We start from the raw sequence: 17,812 nt of genomic DNA, 5'->3' as shown, positions 1-17,812 counted from the left end.
GTGCCTAGAAAAATCAGCTGATTTCGATCGTTTCCTGGCGCATGAGCCGCTGCAGGATGATCGTCGTGATCATCGATAAGACCAGAATCAGCACGCCAATGGCCGCACCATAGCCAAAGTGGTACTGCGTGAAGGCCATTTGATACAAGTAGGACCCCATGACCTGGGTGGTGTTGTCCGGCCCGCCGTTCGTCATAATCATCACGATGACAAAAGAGCCGTTGAGCGTGGTCATCATAATGTTGAGGATGGACACCTTCATCTGTTCCCAGATCAGCGGCAGCGTGATATGGCGGAATTGGTGCCACTGGCCAGCGCCTTCAAGGCTTGAGGCCTCGTAGTAGGATTCCGGTATCCCCTGGATCGCGGCGATCAGGAGAATCATATAAAAGCCGATGCCGGCCCAGATGGCGGGCGGAAGCAGCATCCAGATCGTGTGGCTGGTGAAGCCGAGCCACGTAATGTCCACTTTGTCTTTGGTGAACAAGGACAGGAAGGAGTTCAGAAAGCCGATTTGCGGATTATAGATAAAATTCCAGAGGACGCCGATGACGACGACGGAAATGACGTTCGGAATGAAAAAAATCGAGCGAAAAAAATTGGCGAGCCGAAATTTGAAGCGGGTCAGAGCGACCGCAAAAAACGTCGCCAGAATCATGATGCCGATAATTTTGCCCGCGACGAGAAAATAGTCGTTGCCCATCCCGATCCAGATGATGGGGTCGTGAAGCATCTCCTTGAAATTGTCCAGGCCGATAAACGTTTTATTGTCCGAGGAGCCGGACCAGTCATACAGCGAGTAATACATCGCCTGCAGTACGGGGTATACCGTAAACACGCAGAAGAACAGGAACGTGGGAATGATGAAGGTTGCGATAAACAGGTTGCGCTGCCAGGCGTTCGTCCCCAATTTCATCTTCGTTCTCCCTGCCTTTCACCTAAAATGTACGGAGGATAACAGAGAGCGTTCATCCCCGTCATCCTCCGCGTTTCCTGCCGGTCTATCGCATTATTTTTTCACTTTCTTGGCGACGTCCACGACGCGCTGTACCCACTCTTCCGGCGTAATTTTGCCGATGGTCAGGGCATCCGTGGCATCCTGCATCGCCTTATCCACGTCCGCGTTAAAGGTAATGGACGGAACGACGACGGTGTTGGAATCGGTTAAATACCGCGCTGCATCTTTAACATGGCTTGGCGCGCTGGAGCTGCTGATGTCGCCCTTGATGTTGGACGGAGCGCCGCTCAGCTCGGCCCACTGCGAAGCCTGGGCTTCGGAGAAGATGAACTGCAGGAATGCTTTGGCCGCTTCCTTGTTTTTGGCGTTCTTGGCGATCGCCACGTTGGCGGTGGAAGTGTTGGCGACGACCTTGCCGCCTGAATCCTGCGTCACCGATGGAATGAAGCCGAAGGAGAATCCGCCCGGGACGTCCTTGGCCATTTCGTTTGGCAGCCAGAGGCCGTTCGGGATGAAGGCGTCTTTGTGCTGCAGGAATAGCATTTGCGAATCCGTGTGGTTGATCTGGATGGAGGCTTTGTCGATAAAGCCTTTGTCGCGAAGCTCGACGATTTTGTTCAGTGCGGTCAGCACGGCGGGCTGCTGGAAGGCTTCCACTTTGGAATCGGCCATGTCCTGCAGAATGGAAATATCGTTGTTGTTGGCGGATACGATCGCCGGGTACAAAATCGCACCGTTGATGTAGTACGGATATTTGCCGGTATGGATAAACGGAGTCACGCCCGCCGCTTTGATTTTGTCGCTGACGGCCAAGAAGGACTGCCAGTCTTTGGGCTCTTCCCAGCCTTTTTCCTGGAAGAGGGCTTTGTCCCAGAACACGCCCCAGGAGTTCAAAACGAGCGGGATGTCGTAGACCTTGCCGTCAAACAGCTGCGGCGGCTGCGCCAGAATGTCGCTGATTTTGGTGCCGTCGATGTTCGTGGCGTCCTTCATCCAATCCGTCAGGTCCTCCAGCTGGCCGTCCTCCACCATTTGGCGGTCGTTCAGGTTCGGTCCGTCAATATACACGAAGTCCGGCGGATTGCCGCCGACCCAGCGGGGCTTCATCTGGTCGTTGATTTTTGGCCCGCCGCTTTCTTTAACGTTCAAATCGGGGTTGGCCGCTTTAAAGTCGGCGATGACCTTTTTCCACCACTTATCGCCGTAGCCGCCGACGAAGTACTGGATTTCAAAGTCTCCGGTCAGTTTTTTGGTGCTGTCATCGTTCGTCGTGTTCGAGCTGGAATCGGTGTTGGTCGTTGTGGCGGTGGTTGAGGAGGACGCGTCTTCGGTTTTCGTCGAAGTAGACGAGTCCTTGGAGCCGCATCCGGCCAGCGGGGCGACGATCATCAAAGCCGCAAGGCTGAGTGCCGCCAAATGTCTCTTGAACATCATAAAAGCTAACCCTCCTTAAGTGATTGTTCAACGCCATAGTGGTTGTCTAACTTGGATTACAGCGCCTAAAACCATCATAAGGATTCGGGGGGAGAGGCTCTATCGAATATCTTCCATGAATTCTTTGTTATTTTCTGTTCGTGGGGAAAAAAGGAGGATAATCTTCTACTTGGGATGAGGCAGGAAAATGTGAGGTTGTGGAGCGGCCCCGTGCAGTGCTGCTGGGCCGCTGCCGCTTTCCCCTTACTCCGTTCCATGGACCTCCTTCTGCACCTTCTCGGCGTAACGCTGCAGCTCGTCCAGCGCCTCCTTCGGCGAGACGTGGTCGTGTAGGACCGCGTCGCCCATTTTCCGTGCGGTATCCATGATCGACTGCCATTCCGGCTGCTGGATCGGATAAAAGCTGGATTTCCGCAGCTCCGCCAGACGCTGCTTCACCATAGGATCCGCTGCTGACAGCTTGGCTCCGGCCTCCTCCATCACGGGCAGGAAGCCTTCCTGCGCGATGATTTCCTCATACACCGGGCTGGAATACAGATAATCCAGGAACGCGGAGAGCGCCTCCTTGTTGGTATGGTCTGTTTTGAACGAGACCAGGTTATCATGCACGCCGAACAGGAGCGGCTTGCGGCCGTCCTTGACGGGAATAGGGCCGGTGCCCCACTTCAGATTCGGGAACTCCCTCGGCATGACGGTGCCGAAATAATTGCCCGAAATCATCATCCCCAGTTTCCCGTCCCCGACGATGCGCTGCTTCTCGTCCCGGGTGGTGACGGTCGGCTCGGGATCGGTTAATCCTTCGTCGTACAGGTCCTTCAGAAAGGCCAGGCCCTCGACGTTTTCCGGCGAATTGATCGTCCATTTCCCGTCACGGAACCACCCGCCGCCCGCCCCAAGGAAGAAATAAGAGAGATAGGCCTGGATTTCGTTATCGCTCAAATCGACGCCGAAGCCGTGGGCCTTGCCGGTGTTTTTGATTTTGAGGGCATCCTTTTTCAGCTCCGACCAGGTGGCCGGTGCTTCGGATATGCCAGCCGCCTCGAAAAGGTCCCGATTGTAATACATATTCCGGGTGGACGAAACGTACGGAATGGCATACTGCTTGCCGTCCCATTGGTCGAGCTTCATCAGGTCCGGATAAAATTTCCGCTTCAGCTCCGGCGAAATGATCTCGTCCATGTCGTTCAGGAGGCCGTCCTTCGCAAAATGTGTGTACACGTTCGTGTTCAGCAGGTCCGGCGGCTGATTTTTACTGATCATCGTAGTATAGATGCCGTCGAGGATATCCCAGTTGGCCACCTGCAAATTGATGACGATCGACGGGTTCTTCAGCATGAAGTCCTGCACCAGGCTTTCGAGCAGGGGCCGCGTCTCCGAGCTGTACTCGGAGGCGACAAAATTGATGAGCGCAGTCTGCTCCTCCGGCGGCTTCATCACCGGTTTGGAATCTTGCGGGCCGGAGCAGGAGAGAAGGAGCGCCGGAATGCCCAGCAGGCAGAGGGAGATCCCGGCAAGCCGGGTCAGAAAACGGGAAGTCATCGGCTCTCGCACCTTTCGATGGTTATTGTTTATTTATCGATAAATGGAAAGAGGAGTTTCTGATTTTCCGGGGAATACATGTTGGCCTTGGTGACGACGATCGAATTGGTGTAGGTTTCCGGCTTGACCTTTTTTCCGTTGATGAGGTCGAGCACGGTTTGTACGCCCAAATATCCGATGTTAAAAGGCTGCTGCACGACGGTCGCGTTCAGGGTGCCTTCCTCGAGCAGCCGGATTTCACTGGCGGACGTGTCGAAGCCGATCAGCTGGACAAGCCCGGTCCGATGGGCTTCCTTGACCGCTTTGGCGGCGCCGAGGGCTGCGGATTCGTTCAGCGCGATGATGGCGTTCATGTCGCGGTGGTCCCGGATCAGCGTCTTGGCGATCAGGTACGAACGCTCCTCGGAATCGGAGCAGTAAAACGTGCCATAGATCGCCGAGGACGAGGCCTCAAGCGCTTGGCGGATGCCCTTTTCCCGCTCGGCCGATACGCCGGACGTCACGAAATCGCTGATGATCACTGCCCTTAGCGAACCGCCGGTCTGCTCCAGCGCCACTTTGCCGGCCTGGACGCCGGCAGTGACATGATCGTTCGACACGAAGGCCGGCGGCGATTTCAGGCTGAGGGGCGTATCGATAATGACGAGCGGGATGTCCTCATCCTGGATGTTCTTGAGCTCGTCCATGATGCGGTCGTCGTTGATCGGGGCGACGACGACGGCCTGCGGCTTCTGCTTGAGGACGCCCTTCAACAGCTGGAGCTGCGACTCGGCGTCCGTCTCCTGCAGCGGGCCGGTGATGCTGATGCTGGCCCCGGCCTCCTTGGCGGCCGCTTCGGCCCCGGCGCTCACCGTCTGCCAGAATTCGGAGCGGATGTTGTGCTCCTTGAGAATCACCGTCACGCTTCGCTCCTGAGGGGGCGTCGGAATAAACAGCTTGAAGTACAGGATGATGTAGACGCAGGATATGACAAAAATGATGGCCAACAGCAGCGTGGCACGTTGTATGCGCATGGGTGTTACTCCTTCATTTTGGGGATGGTGATGGTGACGCAGGTCCCTTCTTCCAGCTCGCTGCGGATTTGGATCCCGTACGTATCGCCGAAGTACAGCTTCACGCGCTCGTTGACGTTGGCAATCCCGATGCCGCTGGATTTCGTCCGGCCGGTCGTCCTGTCCTCCGGCGGGTTCCAGATGCGCCCGATTTGCTCCTCCGTCATGCCCAGCCCATCGTCCTCCACTTCAAATTGGATCATCTGGCCCAGGTCGCGGGCCCGGATGACGATTTTCCCCGGTTCGGGCTTGTTGCGGATGCCGTGATAAATGGCGTTTTCCACAAAGGGCTGCAGCAAAATTTTGAGCGTCATGAAACCTCTGATTTCCTCCGGCACGTCGATGTCGTATTCCAGCTGCTCGTTGTACCTCATCTTCTGTATAAGCAGATAGTTGGTGATATGCTCGACTTCCACCTTGATCGGCACCAATTCTTTGTCTTTCGTAATGCTGGCGCGGAACAGCTTGGCCAAAGCCGAGGTCATCAGGACGACTTCCTCGTGCTTCTTTTGCTCGCCCATCCATACGATCGAATCGAGCGTGTTGTACAGGAAGTGCGGATTGATCTGCGATTGGAGCAGCATCAGCTCGCTTTTTCGTTTGTTCTCCTGGTTGTGGATGATTTCCTGCATCAGGTTCTTGATCTGGGCAAGCATCAAATTAAACGACCGTCCGAGCTGGCCGATTTCGTTCGGCTGGTCGATCTTCGTGCGGATATTGAAGTTGCCGCGCTCGACCTTTTTCATATCCCGCTGCAGAATGCGGATCGGCTTGGACATGCGGTATGACAGCACGAGCGACAGCAGCAGGGAGAAGAGGATGCCCATGATGGCGTACAGCAGGATAGACCTGCGGATCGTGCCTTCGTTCGCGATCAGGTCGTCCGCATAGGCCACCCCGACGATTTTCCAGCCGAAGTTCGTGTCATGCACCGAGTAGATGCGCTTGCCCTTGTCGTCGTTGATCGTGAAGGAGGTACCGCTCTTGGCACCGGTGACCTTGGCGATCTGCTCCGTGCGCAGGTTGCTGTATATCAGCTGCTGCTGCGGGTGGTAAATGATGTTCCCGTTCTGGTCGACGATGAATACGTAGCCCTTTTTGCCCAGGTTAATCTTGCTGCAAATATCGTTGATGATGCTCAGGTTCAGGTCCACGAGAAAAATACCCTCGCCCCGGATCCCGTCCGTGCTCTTCAATTCGCGGCTGAGGGAGACGACCCACCGGTATTCGTTCTGGATGACGTTCTGCACGTGAGGCGGCGAAATGACGGATTGTCCGCCCTTGCTCTTCGCTTCCTTGTACCAGGACTGGTCCTCCAGCTTGGTGTTCGGGTTGAGCAGGGTAATCCGGCGGTCGGACACGTAATGGCCGTTGTATCCGAACACCATGATGGCTGAGATATCTTTGCGCGAGTACAGGATGGCCTGGAACAGGTCGGAGATGCGCTTTTCGTACGGCCGCCGGTCGCTTGTGCTGATAAACGTGTTGTTGGAGATGTAATACTTGACGTCTTTGTTGGTCATGGCCAAGAGGCTGATATTTTCCATGTTGTCGATGTAAGACTGGATGTTGGAGTTGACCTGCGTGATGATTTCCTGGACGTAGCTCTCCGAATTGGTCTCCATCGCGGCGACCGACAGGTTGTAGCTGTTCAGGCTGATGACCAGGACGGTAATCAGGATCAGGCAGGAGAAGGTGAAAAAGATGCTCGACTGGATGCTCTTAAACGGCAAAAAAGGAAGGAGGGAGGCGCGCTGTCTGGTCATGGCTGCGAGCTCTCCTTGGCCTGCCTGTCGCGGAATTCCCGCGGCGTCATGCCCGCATGCTTCTTGAACAGGATGCTGAAATAGTTCGGGTCGTTGTAGCCGACCTGACCGGCGATTTCGTAAAATTTGAGTCCGGTGTGTGCCAGCAGCTCCTTGGCTTTGTCCATTCGGGTCCGGGTCAGGTACTCGACGAAGGTTTCGCCTGTATGCTGCTTGAAGACGAGGCTGAAGTAGCTGGTGCTCATCAGGACGTGGCGGCACAGGTGCTGCAGCGAGATGTCTTCATCGGCATAATGCGTCTCGATGTAGTCGACGGCCTTGCGGATCTGCATACGGGTCAAATGATGGCGGTTTTCAGCAACGGCGTTCATGACGGAGGTGACCGTCTCTGTGAGCCAGGCTTCGATCTCGTCGAGCGTTTTGTATTTGTAGACGTCGGTCAGCAGGATCGAGCGCGATTCGTGCAAGCCCAGCTCCTGAATGGTGTTCATGAGGGAAAGGATGACCTTTTGGATGTGAAAAATGCATGAATCCATCGGTTCCATGCCCTGTTTCAGGTCGCAGACGAATTCCCGGATCAGCTGGCGGATTTCCTCCAGGGAGCCGGTCTTGACGGCGGAAGCCAATTGGCGGTCCCAATCCGCGCGGAGCCTCCCGGCGAGGGCGGGCCGGCCCTCCATGTCCAGCAGGCTGATCACCCGGTTTTTGCCGAGCAGAAAGCGGTAATCCAGCGCGGAAAGGGCGCTTGTGTACGATGCGGGAAGCTGCTGCGCTGCCTGTACTGCTTGTCCGACGCCGATGGTAACGGTGAATTTTAAATATTTATGAATGTAGAAGCGTGCTTCTTCGGCCACCCGGAACGCCTTTTCGTACACATCGGTATCCTCGGCGCCGTCCGAGACGACCAGCGCGATGCGCTCCTCGCGTGTGCGGAACAGCAGCAGGTCCTCGCGGAGGGCGATTTCCTCGAACACGTTGTAAGCGGCATAGCGTAGAATTTCCGTGTCCTGGCCGCTCTCGCTCTGCAGGGAACGGGAGCCGAAATCGTCGATATCAGCCACCATGGCCAGGCACGGCGAAGCCAGCGGTGTCAGGCCGAAATAGCGGAAGCGCTCCTGTGCTTCCTCGGCTTTCATCCCGGTAACGACGAGACGCTCCAGGAAGCGCTCCTTTAGAAGCGGCAGGCTCTGCTTTAGCTGGCTGTAGAGCCGGCTGAAATCCTCGCGCCTGCGCGTCTCTTCGTCCATCTCGGTCTTGACCTTCAGAAGCAGCTCGCGGATTTCCTGGGCAGTAATCGGTTTCAAAATAAAATCGGAAACCTTGAGGCGAATGGCCTGCTGCGCGTATTCGAACTCGTCGTAACCGGTCAGGATGATCATTTTGATATGCGGATATTTGGAGCCAGCGGCGGCCGTCAGCGCAAGACCGTCCATAAACGGCATGGAGATGTCCGAAATGATGAGATCCGGCATGTTCAGATCGATCGCCTCCAGCGCCTCGCGGCCGTTGGCGTAATCGCCGATCAGCTCGAAGCCGAGCTCCTGCCAGCCGATCGTTCGCTTCAGCCCGTCGCGGACAACCGCTTCATCGTCGACGATGAATACTTTGTACATGGTATGCCCCCTGTCTTTTGTTCGATGCCGTAAGGCTTCCGGACCCAGGGTCCTTGTTCACAAAAGCGTAATAATGCTGGAATAATTATACTGTAAAAGCGGATTTGTGGATATGGGGAATGTGCGAGTCAAAGATGGAACGTCCGAATTGCCGTATTTTGACATGATGCCAGCTCTATGCTTTAATATGAAAATATTAAGCCGGGACGGGAGGTGAGAGAAACATGGCAACGATCAAGGATGTGGCCAAGCATGCCAACGTATCGACGACGGTCGTCTCCAAGGCGCTGAACGGGTATTCGGACGTGAGCGAGGAGACGCGGAAAAAGGTGCTGAAAGCGGTCGAGGAGCTGAACTACTCCCCCAACATGCTGGCCAAAAATCTGAAGCAAAAAGTCACGAAATCGATCGCGCTGATCTTCTCCAATTTTGAGGGTTCAAGCGGCAAGGACGGCGTGCTGTTTCAGATGATGACGGGGATTTTCGAGGCGGCGTCGCATTACAATTACGAGGTTTTGCTGTACACACGGAACCTGTCGGAGCAGCAGGACAAGTCCTATTGGCAGTTCTGCAAGGAGCACAAGGTATCGGGCGCGGTTATAACGGGACTGAAGACGACCGATCCGTATTTTCAGGAAATCGTGGACAGTGATTTTCCGTGCGTCGTGATCGACGCTGACATTACGGGAAGCCACACCAGTTCGGTGATGACGGATAACGTCGGGGCGGCTCAGGCGGCCATCCAGCATCTGGTCGATCTCGGACACCGCCGGATCGGCATGGTCAACGGCCATAATTTTGCCGTGGTCAGCAACGAGCGTTTGAAGGGTTACCGACAGGCATTGCAAGCAAACGGCATCGAATTCGATCCAGGGCTGATCGTTAACGGCGATTATACAGAGGAGTATGCCTATGGTTCTGCAGAGTCCTATTTGCAGGATCATCCGGACGTGACGGCCGTTTTCTTCGCAAGCGATCTGATGGCGATCGGCTTCATGAACCGCTGCCGCGAGCTGAACGTCCGCATACCGGAGCAGCTGTCCGTGATCGGGTTTGACGATATCGTGCTGTCCAGCTACACGTCACCCAAGCTGACGACAGTAAGGCAGGATTTTAAGCGGATGGCTATGACGGCATTCGAGCAGGTCATTCATCTGCTGGAGCACAAAGGCACAGGAAAACATTTGAAAATTCCATTTCAAGTGGTTGACAGGGAAACGACGGCGATGCTATAATTTGCACGGAAGCGCTTTCAAATTTTCATATTTTTTTGTGGTAATCGAAATCGATTTCGGATCAAGGGTACCAATGCATTTCACCTTCATGCCAACAAGGAGCCGACAGGCCAAACTGCAGGGAGGGTGAATATTTTTTTCAAGGTTCCGAAATCGATTTGGGACCGCATCAGTACTCATTTTTTAGGTGATTGGGTTGCACGGCTTTCATATCGTTTCCAGTGAAAAAACAGGGAGGTCTATCCAATGAAAAAATGGTCTGCAAGTGTTGCGTTTGTTCTGCTGTTCAGCGTCATCCTGAGCGCCTGCTCATCCGGCTCGGGTTCCAAGGGAAACGACAGCGCCCAGGGGAGCGGTTCTTCTGATGGCGGCGGGTCCGGCAAGGTGGTTGAGCTTAAATTTACGACCTGGGGAGAGCTGTCGGCCGATTCGGTAGAGAAAAAGCTGGCCGACGAGTTCAATGCATCCCACCCGGGCATCAAGGTCACGTTTGAACCGGTTCCAGGAGACGGCTATGCCACGAAGCTGACGACTTCGCTGGCGGCGGGGCAGGCACCGGACGTCTTTTTGATCGGTGAAGGGGATTATTTCAAATACGTCGACAAGGGCGTGGTGGAGCCTCTGGATGAGTACATCAGCCAGGACAGCTCCTTCAAGACGGATATGTTCCAGCCGGATCTGCTGAACATGGGCAAAATCGGCGGCAAGCTGTACTACCTTCCGAAAGACTTCAATCCGCTCGCTTTATGGTACAACAAGCGCATGTTCGACGCCGCCAAGATCCCTTATCCGACCGACGACTGGACCTGGGACGACATGATCAGCGCAGCCAAGAAGCTGACTCAGAAGGACGGCAGCGGCAAAATCAAGGAATTCGGCTTTAACGCAACTAAATGGGAATATCCGATTTACATATACCTGTGGCTGAACGGAACCGACATCGGCAATGAAGACGGAACGAAAGCGGAAGGCTTCATGAACAGCGAGAAGACGGTGGCAGCCATGGAAAAATACGTGGCGCTGGCGCAAGGCGACGACCGCGTATCCCCGACGCCGCAGGACACTGAGACGCTGGGCGGGGACTCGTCGATGTTCATGACCGACAAGCTGGCCATGATGATTACCGGACGTTGGGTCAAGGGCGATCTCGACAAATCCGACGTGCAGTACGGTTCGGCATTGATCCCGAAAGGGGCAAGCGGAGAACGCGCAAGCATTATTGCCGCCGCCGGCTGGGCGATGAACGCAAACGGCAAGCACAAGAAGGAAGCGTATGAGCTGATGAAATGGCTGTCCGGCACCGAGGCGCAAAAGGCCCGCTCCGAAAAGGGTCAGGTGCTTCCGGCTACCATTGCGGAGCTGGATCAGGTCAAGAGTACGGAAGTGGTCGACAAACCGGTCATCGAAATGATGGATTATGCCAAAAAGCCGATATCCATGCGTTCGGCGAATGCGCCGACCTTTACGGAGGAATTCAATAAGGCGGTTGAAAAGGTGCTGCTGAATAAATCCACGGTGAAGGACGCCTTAAATGAGGCGGCCAAAAATGTGGACAGCAAGATCGCGAAGTAAGGATGACACAGGAAGCCATGAGTCTCCGATTCATGGCTTCCTCCTTCGTCGAACATCCAGATGCAACAGCCCGTGCTGCACCAGCCGGGCGCCATCCGTATCATCAAGGAGGTTACTTTATGCGGAATTCACGATCGGAAAGGGCGGGATACCTGTTTATTCTTCCTTGGTTTCTGGGCCTGCTGCTGTTTACGCTGGGTCCGATGCTTTTCTCGTTTGTCCTGTCCTTCAGCAAGTGGGACATCATTACCGGCATCGGATCGATCGAATTCGTCGGCCTGGACAACTTCAAGGCGATTTTTCACGATGAGCTGTTCTACCAGTCGCTGAAAGTCACCTTCATCTTTGCCCTCGTCTCCGTCCCTTTATATCAGATTGTCTCTCTTCTCATCGCGCTGCTGCTGAACATGCGGACCCGGGGCATGAAGCTGTTCCGCCTGATCTATTTCATGCCGTCGGTCATTCCGGCCGTAGCCGTGTCGATGATGTGGATCATGATTTTCAATCCGGAATACGGCATATTGAACCGGGCGCTGGGATGGTTCGGCATTCAGGGTCCGGCCTGGCTGCAGGATCCGAGCTATGCGCTTGGGGCGCTGATCGTCATGGGCATCTGGGGTGTCGGCAACACGATCATCATTTACCTGTCCGGGCTGCAGGGCGTTCCCGAGGAGCTGCATGAGGCGGCGCAGCTAGACGGTGCGGGAAGCATCCGCCGCTTTTTCAGCGTGACGATGCCGATGATTTCCCCGACGATTTTTTTCAATTTGATCATGGGGATCATCGGGGGCTTTCAGTACTTCACCCAGGCCTTTGTCATGACAAATGGAGGCCCGCTCAACTCAACGCTGTTCTACAACCTGTATTTGTATAACAAGGCGTTCGTGAACTACGAAATGGGATATGCTTCAGCTTTATCCTGGATTTTATTTGCGATCATCCTGTTCTTCACGCTTATTGTCATCCGCAGCTCCTCCATGTGGGTGTACTACAACGGCGATGACGACCGGGATTAAAAGGAGGGATCGCGTATGCATACGGCAATTCGAAAATGGAGTTTGTCGCGGATCCTGACGCTGCTGCTGCTGACTGCGGGCGCTGCGATCGTCCTGGTGCCGCTGCTCTGGACCGTATCCACCTCACTGAAAACGCCGGCCGAGGTCTTTCAGGATTCGTTCTTCCCCAAAACGTGGAAGTGGGGGAACTACCGGGACGCAGTGACCGCGGTGCCGTTTTTTCTGTTCCTGAAAAACACGGTGCTGATCCTGATTCCGGTCATGATCGGAACGGTGTTTACTTCAGCCCTGTGCGCATACGGCTTCGCTAGATTCAAATTCAAGGGCAAGCGCTGGCTGTTTCTCGTGCTGCTGGCGACGATGATGCTTCCGGGCCAGGTGACGATGATTCCGATGTTCATCATGTTCAAGGAGGCGGGCTGGGTCGATACGTTCCTGCCGCTGATCGTTCCGTCCTTTTTTGGCGGGGGCGCCTTCAACATCTTTTTGATCCGGCAGTTTATGCGGGGAATTCCCCGGGACCTTGATGAAGCCGCGTATATGGACGGGGCCAACCGGTGGAGCATTTTTACGCGGATCATGCTTCCGCTGAGCAAACCGCCGCTTATCGCGGTATCGATTTTTACCTTTATGGGCGTGTGGAACGATTTCCAGGGGCCGCTGATTTATTTGAACTCGAACGAAAAATATACGCTGGCCCTGGGGCTGTCCATGTTCAAGGGGCTCTATAACGTCGAATGGAACATGCTGATGGCCGCTACCGTGCTGATCATGCTGCCGGCGATCATCGTGTTTTTCTTCCTGCAGAAGTATTTCATCGAGGGGATTTCCCTCTCGTCCGCGATGAAGGGCTAGCCTTCGCGAAAGACCAATACACAAGAAGAAGAGGAGATTCCGAATGATAAAGCAAAGCAGCAGGCATCCATTCCCGATTTATTTGACGGCGGGTGAATATATCAAGGCGGTTGGTACGCAGGACGGCTATTTCCCCGACTTTGGACATCACGTTGCCGGTGAAATGGGGGGAGTATGGCTTCATCCCATCAAGCTGCTGGACGGCTTCTGGCTCCGGCTGACCGATCACCGCCGGAACATTTCCGTCTGGTCCAAGGCGGACGAGTTCATCAATCATCCTTGGGGCGCGGAATTCCGTTACGATCATGGCCTGGGTCATATCCCGGTCTCGATGAAGCGCGTCCAGTTTGCGCCTGACGAAGAAAAGGGCATGGTCGTCCGGTACGAAATCGTAAACTATGCGGCAGAGGAAACGGTGCTGGAGCTGGAAATGCTCTTTCGCTCCGATCTGCGCCCGGTGTGGTTTTCGGAGCAAATCGGTATCGAGGACGGGGAAGAGGACCGGTTTGAAGCAGTGTCGGAATCGGCCCTGATTGCCAAAGACAGCGGCAGCGAATGGTACGTGATGGTGGGTGCTGAAATGCCCGGCATCGGACCGGTCCAGATGACCACAGACCGTGCCCTGTTCGGCCCGGAGCGGACCGCAGGCGGCGGTTCCGGGGCTTCGCTCACTGCTTCTCTGAAGCTGGATCCAGGCGAAACCTTTGCTTTTCACGCCTTTATCGCGGGCTCCTACACATCCCGAGACGAATGCATCGCCACGTTCGACCGTCTCAAGCAGGAGCATGAACGGCTGTTTGAACAAAAGCTGCGCCTGCTGGAGAGCATCGATCAGAAATCCAAGCTGATCATCGAGGGGGAAGACGAGCTGAATGAAATCTTCTCCTGGACCAAATGGAATACGCAGTGGCTCGTGCAAAAGGTCGATTTTATCGGGCGCGGCCTGACTGCGGGCTCCCCGCATTATCCGTGGTGGTTTGGCTGCGACAACTCCTATACGGTGCAGGGACTTGCCGCTATGGGGGATTTTCGGCTCGCCAAGGATACGGTAGATATCCTCAGAAGCATTTCGCAGGAAGCCAACGGTAATGGACGCATCGTTCACGAAATTACGACGATGGGTGTGGTTGCCAACCCGGGGAATACGCAGGAAACCGCCCATTTCATCACGATGATCTGGGATCTGTTCACCTGGACCGGTGACCTGGAGATGCTGAGAGAGAACTACAACATTTGCGTGCAGGGTATGGATTGGCTGCTGCATGAAATGGACCCGGACGGCGATCTGTTCCCATCCGGCTACGGAATCATTGAAATTTCCGGCCTGAATATGGAATTGATCGATACCGCTGTGTATTCGGCGCAGGCGGCCGGAGCTCTCGCCAGCATGAGCGTGGCGCTTGGCGAAAGGCAGCGGGCGGAGGCGTACGAAGCGCTGGCAGACCGGATGAAGAAAGCCATCAACCGGGTATACTGGTCCGAGGAGGAAGGCCTATACGCCGATGCGGTCGCTCCGAAGAGCGACATTGTGCCGAAGGTCGACCATCTGGTGTCCGTTGCGGAGAAGCACGGCGTCCAGGGCTACCGGGACGTTCTGAACCGGGTGCTGGGCCGGGTGCAGGATGAGCAGGAAGACCGCGGCTGGCTGCTGAACAAAAACTGGGTGATCGTGACCCCGATGGAAACGGGGATCGCGGAGCGGGAGAAGGCGGTCCGGGCTCTCGGCAACATGAGAACGGAGGAATTCATTGGTCCGTACGGCACATACCTCTCAGGGGTATACCGGACCGAAACGATGACGATATCTACGGGCGTGCACGCCGTGGCAGAGGCGGTATACGGCTTTGCCGATGAGTCGCTTGATCTGCTCCGGCGGATGATGCGCACGTTCTCGATGGCGCTGCCGGGCTCGATGAACGAGATGTCGCCGGATTACGGCTGCGCAGTCCAGGCATGGACGCTGTATGCGATGGCCGTTCCGCTGATCCGCCACTTCTTCGGCGTTAAGCCGCATGCGCATCTGAACACCGTGCACATTGCGCCGCTCATTCCGTCCGTCTGGAATGGAAAAAAGATGACGCTTCAGCAGCTGCATATCGGCCAGGCAGTGATCGACCTGGAGCTCCGCTCCGAGGCGGGACGGCTGCATGCCGATATCGCGAATCCCGGTGGCCTGAAAGTTATCCTCGAATGGGCCGGCCAGACGGTGATCCGCGATGAGCCGCATATTCGGATGACACTGTAAGCAGGCGGCAGCACCTCAGAGCGCTGTACAGACGATTAGAAACAGACCATTCCCAGCAATGGTTACGCAGGGTAAAGAACAGAAGGCCCGGGATATGACCCCGGCCTTCTGTTTTTGTTTTTTTTCAGGGGAGGACATCGGAATGGTGCACCATAAGGCTTCACGACGATTGAGAAAGGAACATATGTTTGATAGGATAGAAAATAAGCTGTCTAAACAAACTTAAGGGTTATCGAATAAAACGTGGGGGATGAGCGGATGTATCAGTACATAGATGAGGAATACGTAAAGGTGGACTTTGGCCAAGCCGATCTGAAGGAAGGGGAACTGAAGGGATGCACCTTCCATCAGTGCAGCTTTCGCGGAGCCGCGCTGGATGAGGTCTGGACGACCGGCTGCCGGTTTATCGAATGCGACTTTGGGGGAGCGACGCTGAACGCTTCTGTTCATGCCCGGTCGGCGTTTACAAACTGCCGCTTTGCGGGAGCCAATTTGTTCGTAAGCAAGTTTGAGGATTGCAAAATGACGGGCAGCGACTTCTCCGGCGCATCGCTGGACGGCATCACAATCCAGGGCGGGGACTGGTCGTACACGAACCTGCGGCACGCCAATCTCGTCAAGCAGCAGCTGCGGGGCATCCGTTTTGTAGAGGCGGACTTGTCCGAATGCAATCTGCAAAAAGCGGATCTCCGTGAGGCGGATTTGAGCGGCGTCCGGCTGGCGAAGGCCGCGTTGAACGGTGCGGATCTCCGGGGCGCGAAGCTGGACCGCTTTGATTTCCGGTCGATCGACCTCACCGGGGTGCGGATCGACCTGGAGCAGGCGGTCGGCGTAGCCCGGGCCTACGGCGCCAAGGTGGACTAAGGACTTCACCGAGACTGCCGCCGATGGCCGCTCCGCCTTAGAACCGCCTGTACATGCCGACCGATGCCGGCGCCGTCTCCTCGAAGCCGAACTGCCGGTACAGCCGGTCGGCCGGCACGTCGGCGATCAGGCTGACATAGGCGGTGGGCGGAGCGTTATGGTCCAGGTAGCCGGTGATTTCGGCCATGATCCGCTTGCCCAGGCCTTGGCCTTGATGATCGGGATCAACAGCGATGTCCACGACGTGGTACATGCAGCCGCCGTCCCCGATGACTCGGCCCATGCCGATCAGTTTCCCTTCCAGGCGGAGGGTCACGATGAAGAGGGAGCCCTGAAGTCCTCTGCGGGAGGCCTCGATATCCTTGGGACTGAGACCGGCTTTTACCCGCAGCTTGTTGTACTCCTCGGCTTCCGGGACACCATGTCCTAGCTGAATGTGTGAATTCATCATCTCACTCCTTTGCTCCCAAGTATATCTGAAGCTATGGAAGGTGTCACCGCTCAACGGACAAGCAGGCGACTTGCTTACACCGCTGTGCCCGGGAGCCGCCAATCCACGCAGCGGGATGCTGCTTCCCCATCAAGCTTGAACGCTACCGCAGCATTATGGTGCCGCCGTCAACCATGATGGTTTGCCCGGTAATAAATTTGGCGTCCCTGCTTAGCAGGAAGCAGACGACCCGGCCGACGTCGTGCTCACAGTCGCCAAGCCGCCGCAAAGGGATGTTGTTGACCATTTTTTCGTAAGCTTCGGGCATCTTCTCTTTCCATTCCAGCACGCCTTCGGAAGCTGCGATCGGGCAGACGATGTTGACATTGATCTGATCCGGCCCCCATTCCTTGGCCGCCACGCGGGAAATGCCGCGCAGGGCTTCCTTGGCGGCTGCGTAGGAGGTTTGCGTGGGCATGCCTTCGAGCGCCGCTCCCGATGCAAAGTTCACGATCGAGCCCTGCGTTTCTTTTAAATAGGGGTAGCTCCATTTCATCAGATGAAAAGCGGGCAGAAAGCCTGTATGCAGCGCCAGTCTGAGCTCTTCTTCAGTCGTATCCAGAAAGGGCACGTTCCTGGAAGCCTGCGCGCAGTTCACCAATCCGTGGAGCGTTTTGAACCTTCCGATAACCTGCTTGAAGCCTTGAGCGACCTCATCTTTATCGAGCAGGTTGACTTTCACAAACATGCATTCCGCTCTTTCACTAACCTCCTTCTCCGTGATGCGTCCCTTTTCTTCGCTGCTGTCGAAAAAGGCTACCCTGGCGCCCTCTTTGGCGAGAGCCATAACGACCCCCCTGCCGATGCCCGCCGCGCCCCCATTGACGAGAATCGTATGATCCGCTAATTTCATAGGTTTGATCAGCCTCCTGATGTTGGGTTTGTTTGCGTTCGATCGCTCTATCCGAAGCGCCGTAATGATTTTTACATCCGGCTGTGATCCCAGATATTCCTTATGTTTAAGGATGATGTCGCCCGTACCATAATGACTGTAAGACGATTGAACAGATCCGCCAGTGATGCAGCAATTCCCGTTACACGCATCCGCCAATAACACCGACCGTATTACTATGTTCCTTCCCGAGGATAATTACACCATGGACCCGATGATCCGTCCCTTTCCCTTATGGATGGGTGAAAAAGAAGGCTGAGCCCCTTTTGCCGTATTCCACT

The 17,812-nt window shown here is 55.5% G+C and carries 14 protein-coding genes; 6 read left to right on the top strand and 8 right to left on the bottom strand.

From position 1 onward, the window contains the following. Window positions 1–13: 13 nt before the first annotated feature. The 6 genes from MKY74_RS28105 to MKY74_RS28080 all read right to left on the bottom strand — a co-directional run bounded on the left by MKY74_RS28105 (window position 14) and on the right by MKY74_RS28080 (window position 8,362). Complete coding sequence (locus tag MKY74_RS28105) at window positions 14–916, bottom strand: carbohydrate ABC transporter permease (protein ID WP_076169693.1); 903 nt, start codon at window positions 914–916, stop codon at window positions 14–16. Window positions 917–1,009: 93 nt separating this feature from the next. Beyond that, entirely contained in the window at window positions 1,010–2,392 is a 1,383-nt protein-coding gene (locus MKY74_RS28100) for an ABC transporter substrate-binding protein (protein ID WP_144025406.1), read from the bottom strand. A 243-nt stretch (window positions 2,393–2,635) separates the two neighbouring features. After that, a complete protein-coding gene (locus MKY74_RS28095) occupies window positions 2,636–3,931 on the bottom strand; it encodes an ABC transporter substrate-binding protein (RefSeq protein WP_076169694.1) in 1,296 nt (431 codons plus the stop codon). Window positions 3,932–3,960: 29 nt separating this feature from the next. Beyond that, a complete protein-coding gene (locus MKY74_RS28090; protein WP_076169695.1) occupies window positions 3,961–4,944 on the bottom strand; it encodes a substrate-binding domain-containing protein in 984 nt (327 codons plus the stop codon). Window positions 4,945–4,949: 5 nt separating this feature from the next. Then, window positions 4,950–6,749 carry a cache domain-containing sensor histidine kinase gene (locus MKY74_RS28085; protein ID WP_076169696.1) on the bottom strand — a complete coding sequence of 600 codons (1,800 nt, stop codon included), beginning with the start codon at window positions 6,747–6,749 and terminating at the stop codon, window positions 4,950–4,952. Then, on the bottom strand, window positions 6,746–8,362 hold the full coding sequence (locus MKY74_RS28080) for a helix-turn-helix domain-containing protein (protein ID WP_076169697.1): 1,617 nt from the start codon (window positions 8,360–8,362) through the stop codon (window positions 6,746–6,748). Before MKY74_RS28080 ends, MKY74_RS28085 begins: the two co-directional genes overlap by 4 nt. A 224-nt stretch (window positions 8,363–8,586) precedes the next feature. Between MKY74_RS28080 and MKY74_RS28075 the strand changes: the two genes are divergently transcribed. The 6 genes from MKY74_RS28075 to MKY74_RS28050 all read left to right on the top strand — a co-directional run bounded on the left by MKY74_RS28075 (window position 8,587) and on the right by MKY74_RS28050 (window position 16,149). Further along, window positions 8,587–9,597: a LacI family DNA-binding transcriptional regulator gene (locus MKY74_RS28075; protein ID WP_076169698.1), complete on the top strand. Its 1,011-nt coding sequence runs from the start codon at window positions 8,587–8,589 to the stop codon at window positions 9,595–9,597. A gap of 246 nt (window positions 9,598–9,843) precedes the next feature. Further along, window positions 9,844–11,169 (top strand): ABC transporter substrate-binding protein, encoded by a 1,326-nt coding sequence (locus tag MKY74_RS28070; RefSeq protein WP_076169699.1) that lies wholly within the window; start codon window positions 9,844–9,846, stop codon window positions 11,167–11,169. A 119-nt stretch (window positions 11,170–11,288) separates the two neighbouring features. Further along, a complete protein-coding gene (locus tag MKY74_RS28065; protein ID WP_076169700.1) occupies window positions 11,289–12,185 on the top strand; it encodes a carbohydrate ABC transporter permease in 897 nt (298 codons plus the stop codon). A gap of 15 nt (window positions 12,186–12,200) precedes the next feature. Next, a complete protein-coding gene (locus tag MKY74_RS28060) occupies window positions 12,201–13,040 on the top strand; it encodes a carbohydrate ABC transporter permease (protein ID WP_076169701.1) in 840 nt (279 codons plus the stop codon). 43 nt (window positions 13,041–13,083) lie between these two features. Beyond that, entirely contained in the window at window positions 13,084–15,285 is a 2,202-nt protein-coding gene (locus MKY74_RS28055) for an alpha-L-rhamnosidase-related protein (protein WP_076169702.1), read from the top strand. 258 nt (window positions 15,286–15,543) lie between these two features. Continuing rightward, window positions 15,544–16,149 (top strand): pentapeptide repeat-containing protein, encoded by a 606-nt coding sequence (locus MKY74_RS28050; protein ID WP_076169703.1) that lies wholly within the window; start codon window positions 15,544–15,546, stop codon window positions 16,147–16,149. Between the two features lie 37 nt (window positions 16,150–16,186). Here the strand turns inward: MKY74_RS28050 and MKY74_RS28045 are convergent, their stop codons facing one another. Both MKY74_RS28045 and MKY74_RS28040 read right to left on the bottom strand, forming a co-directional pair. Further along, window positions 16,187–16,600, bottom strand: a complete 414-nt coding sequence (locus tag MKY74_RS28045) for a GNAT family N-acetyltransferase (RefSeq protein WP_341013315.1) — start codon at window positions 16,598–16,600, stop codon at window positions 16,187–16,189. 142 nt (window positions 16,601–16,742) lie between these two features. Continuing rightward, window positions 16,743–17,492 (bottom strand): SDR family NAD(P)-dependent oxidoreductase, encoded by a 750-nt coding sequence (locus tag MKY74_RS28040; protein WP_076169705.1) that lies wholly within the window; start codon window positions 17,490–17,492, stop codon window positions 16,743–16,745. Window positions 17,493–17,812: the final 320 nt, after the last annotated feature.

It is taken from the genome of Paenibacillus sp. FSL R5-0378, from assembly GCF_038009285.1.
Lineage (GTDB): Bacteria > Bacillota > Bacilli > Paenibacillales > Paenibacillaceae > Paenibacillus_AQ > Paenibacillus_AQ favisporus.
The sequence above is the reverse complement of the archived record's forward strand: the minus strand, read 5'-3'. Positions and strand labels throughout refer to the sequence as shown.

Coding starts and splice junctions, on each gene's coding strand:
- MKY74_RS28105 (WP_076169693.1), bottom strand. CDS start 916: ATGAAATTGGGGACGAACGCCTGGCAGCGCAACCTGTTTATCGCAACC.
- MKY74_RS28100 (WP_144025406.1), bottom strand. CDS start 2,392: ATGATGTTCAAGAGACATTTGGCGGCACTCAGCCTTGCGGCTTTGATG.
- MKY74_RS28095 (WP_076169694.1), bottom strand. CDS start 3,931: ATGACTTCCCGTTTTCTGACCCGGCTTGCCGGGATCTCCCTCTGCCTG.
- MKY74_RS28090 (WP_076169695.1), bottom strand. CDS start 4,944: ATGCGCATACAACGTGCCACGCTGCTGTTGGCCATCATTTTTGTCATA.
- MKY74_RS28085 (WP_076169696.1), bottom strand. CDS start 6,749: ATGACCAGACAGCGCGCCTCCCTCCTTCCTTTTTTGCCGTTTAAGAGC.
- MKY74_RS28080 (WP_076169697.1), bottom strand. CDS start 8,362: ATGTACAAAGTATTCATCGTCGACGATGAAGCGGTTGTCCGCGACGGG.
- MKY74_RS28075 (WP_076169698.1), top strand. CDS start 8,587: ATGGCAACGATCAAGGATGTGGCCAAGCATGCCAACGTATCGACGACG.
- MKY74_RS28070 (WP_076169699.1), top strand. CDS start 9,844: ATGAAAAAATGGTCTGCAAGTGTTGCGTTTGTTCTGCTGTTCAGCGTC.
- MKY74_RS28065 (WP_076169700.1), top strand. CDS start 11,289: ATGCGGAATTCACGATCGGAAAGGGCGGGATACCTGTTTATTCTTCCT.
- MKY74_RS28060 (WP_076169701.1), top strand. CDS start 12,201: ATGCATACGGCAATTCGAAAATGGAGTTTGTCGCGGATCCTGACGCTG.
- MKY74_RS28055 (WP_076169702.1), top strand. CDS start 13,084: ATGATAAAGCAAAGCAGCAGGCATCCATTCCCGATTTATTTGACGGCG.
- MKY74_RS28050 (WP_076169703.1), top strand. CDS start 15,544: ATGTATCAGTACATAGATGAGGAATACGTAAAGGTGGACTTTGGCCAA.
- MKY74_RS28045 (WP_341013315.1), bottom strand. CDS start 16,600: ATGATGAATTCACACATTCAGCTAGGACATGGTGTCCCGGAAGCCGAG.
- MKY74_RS28040 (WP_076169705.1), bottom strand. CDS start 17,492: ATGAAATTAGCGGATCATACGATTCTCGTCAATGGGGGCGCGGCGGGC.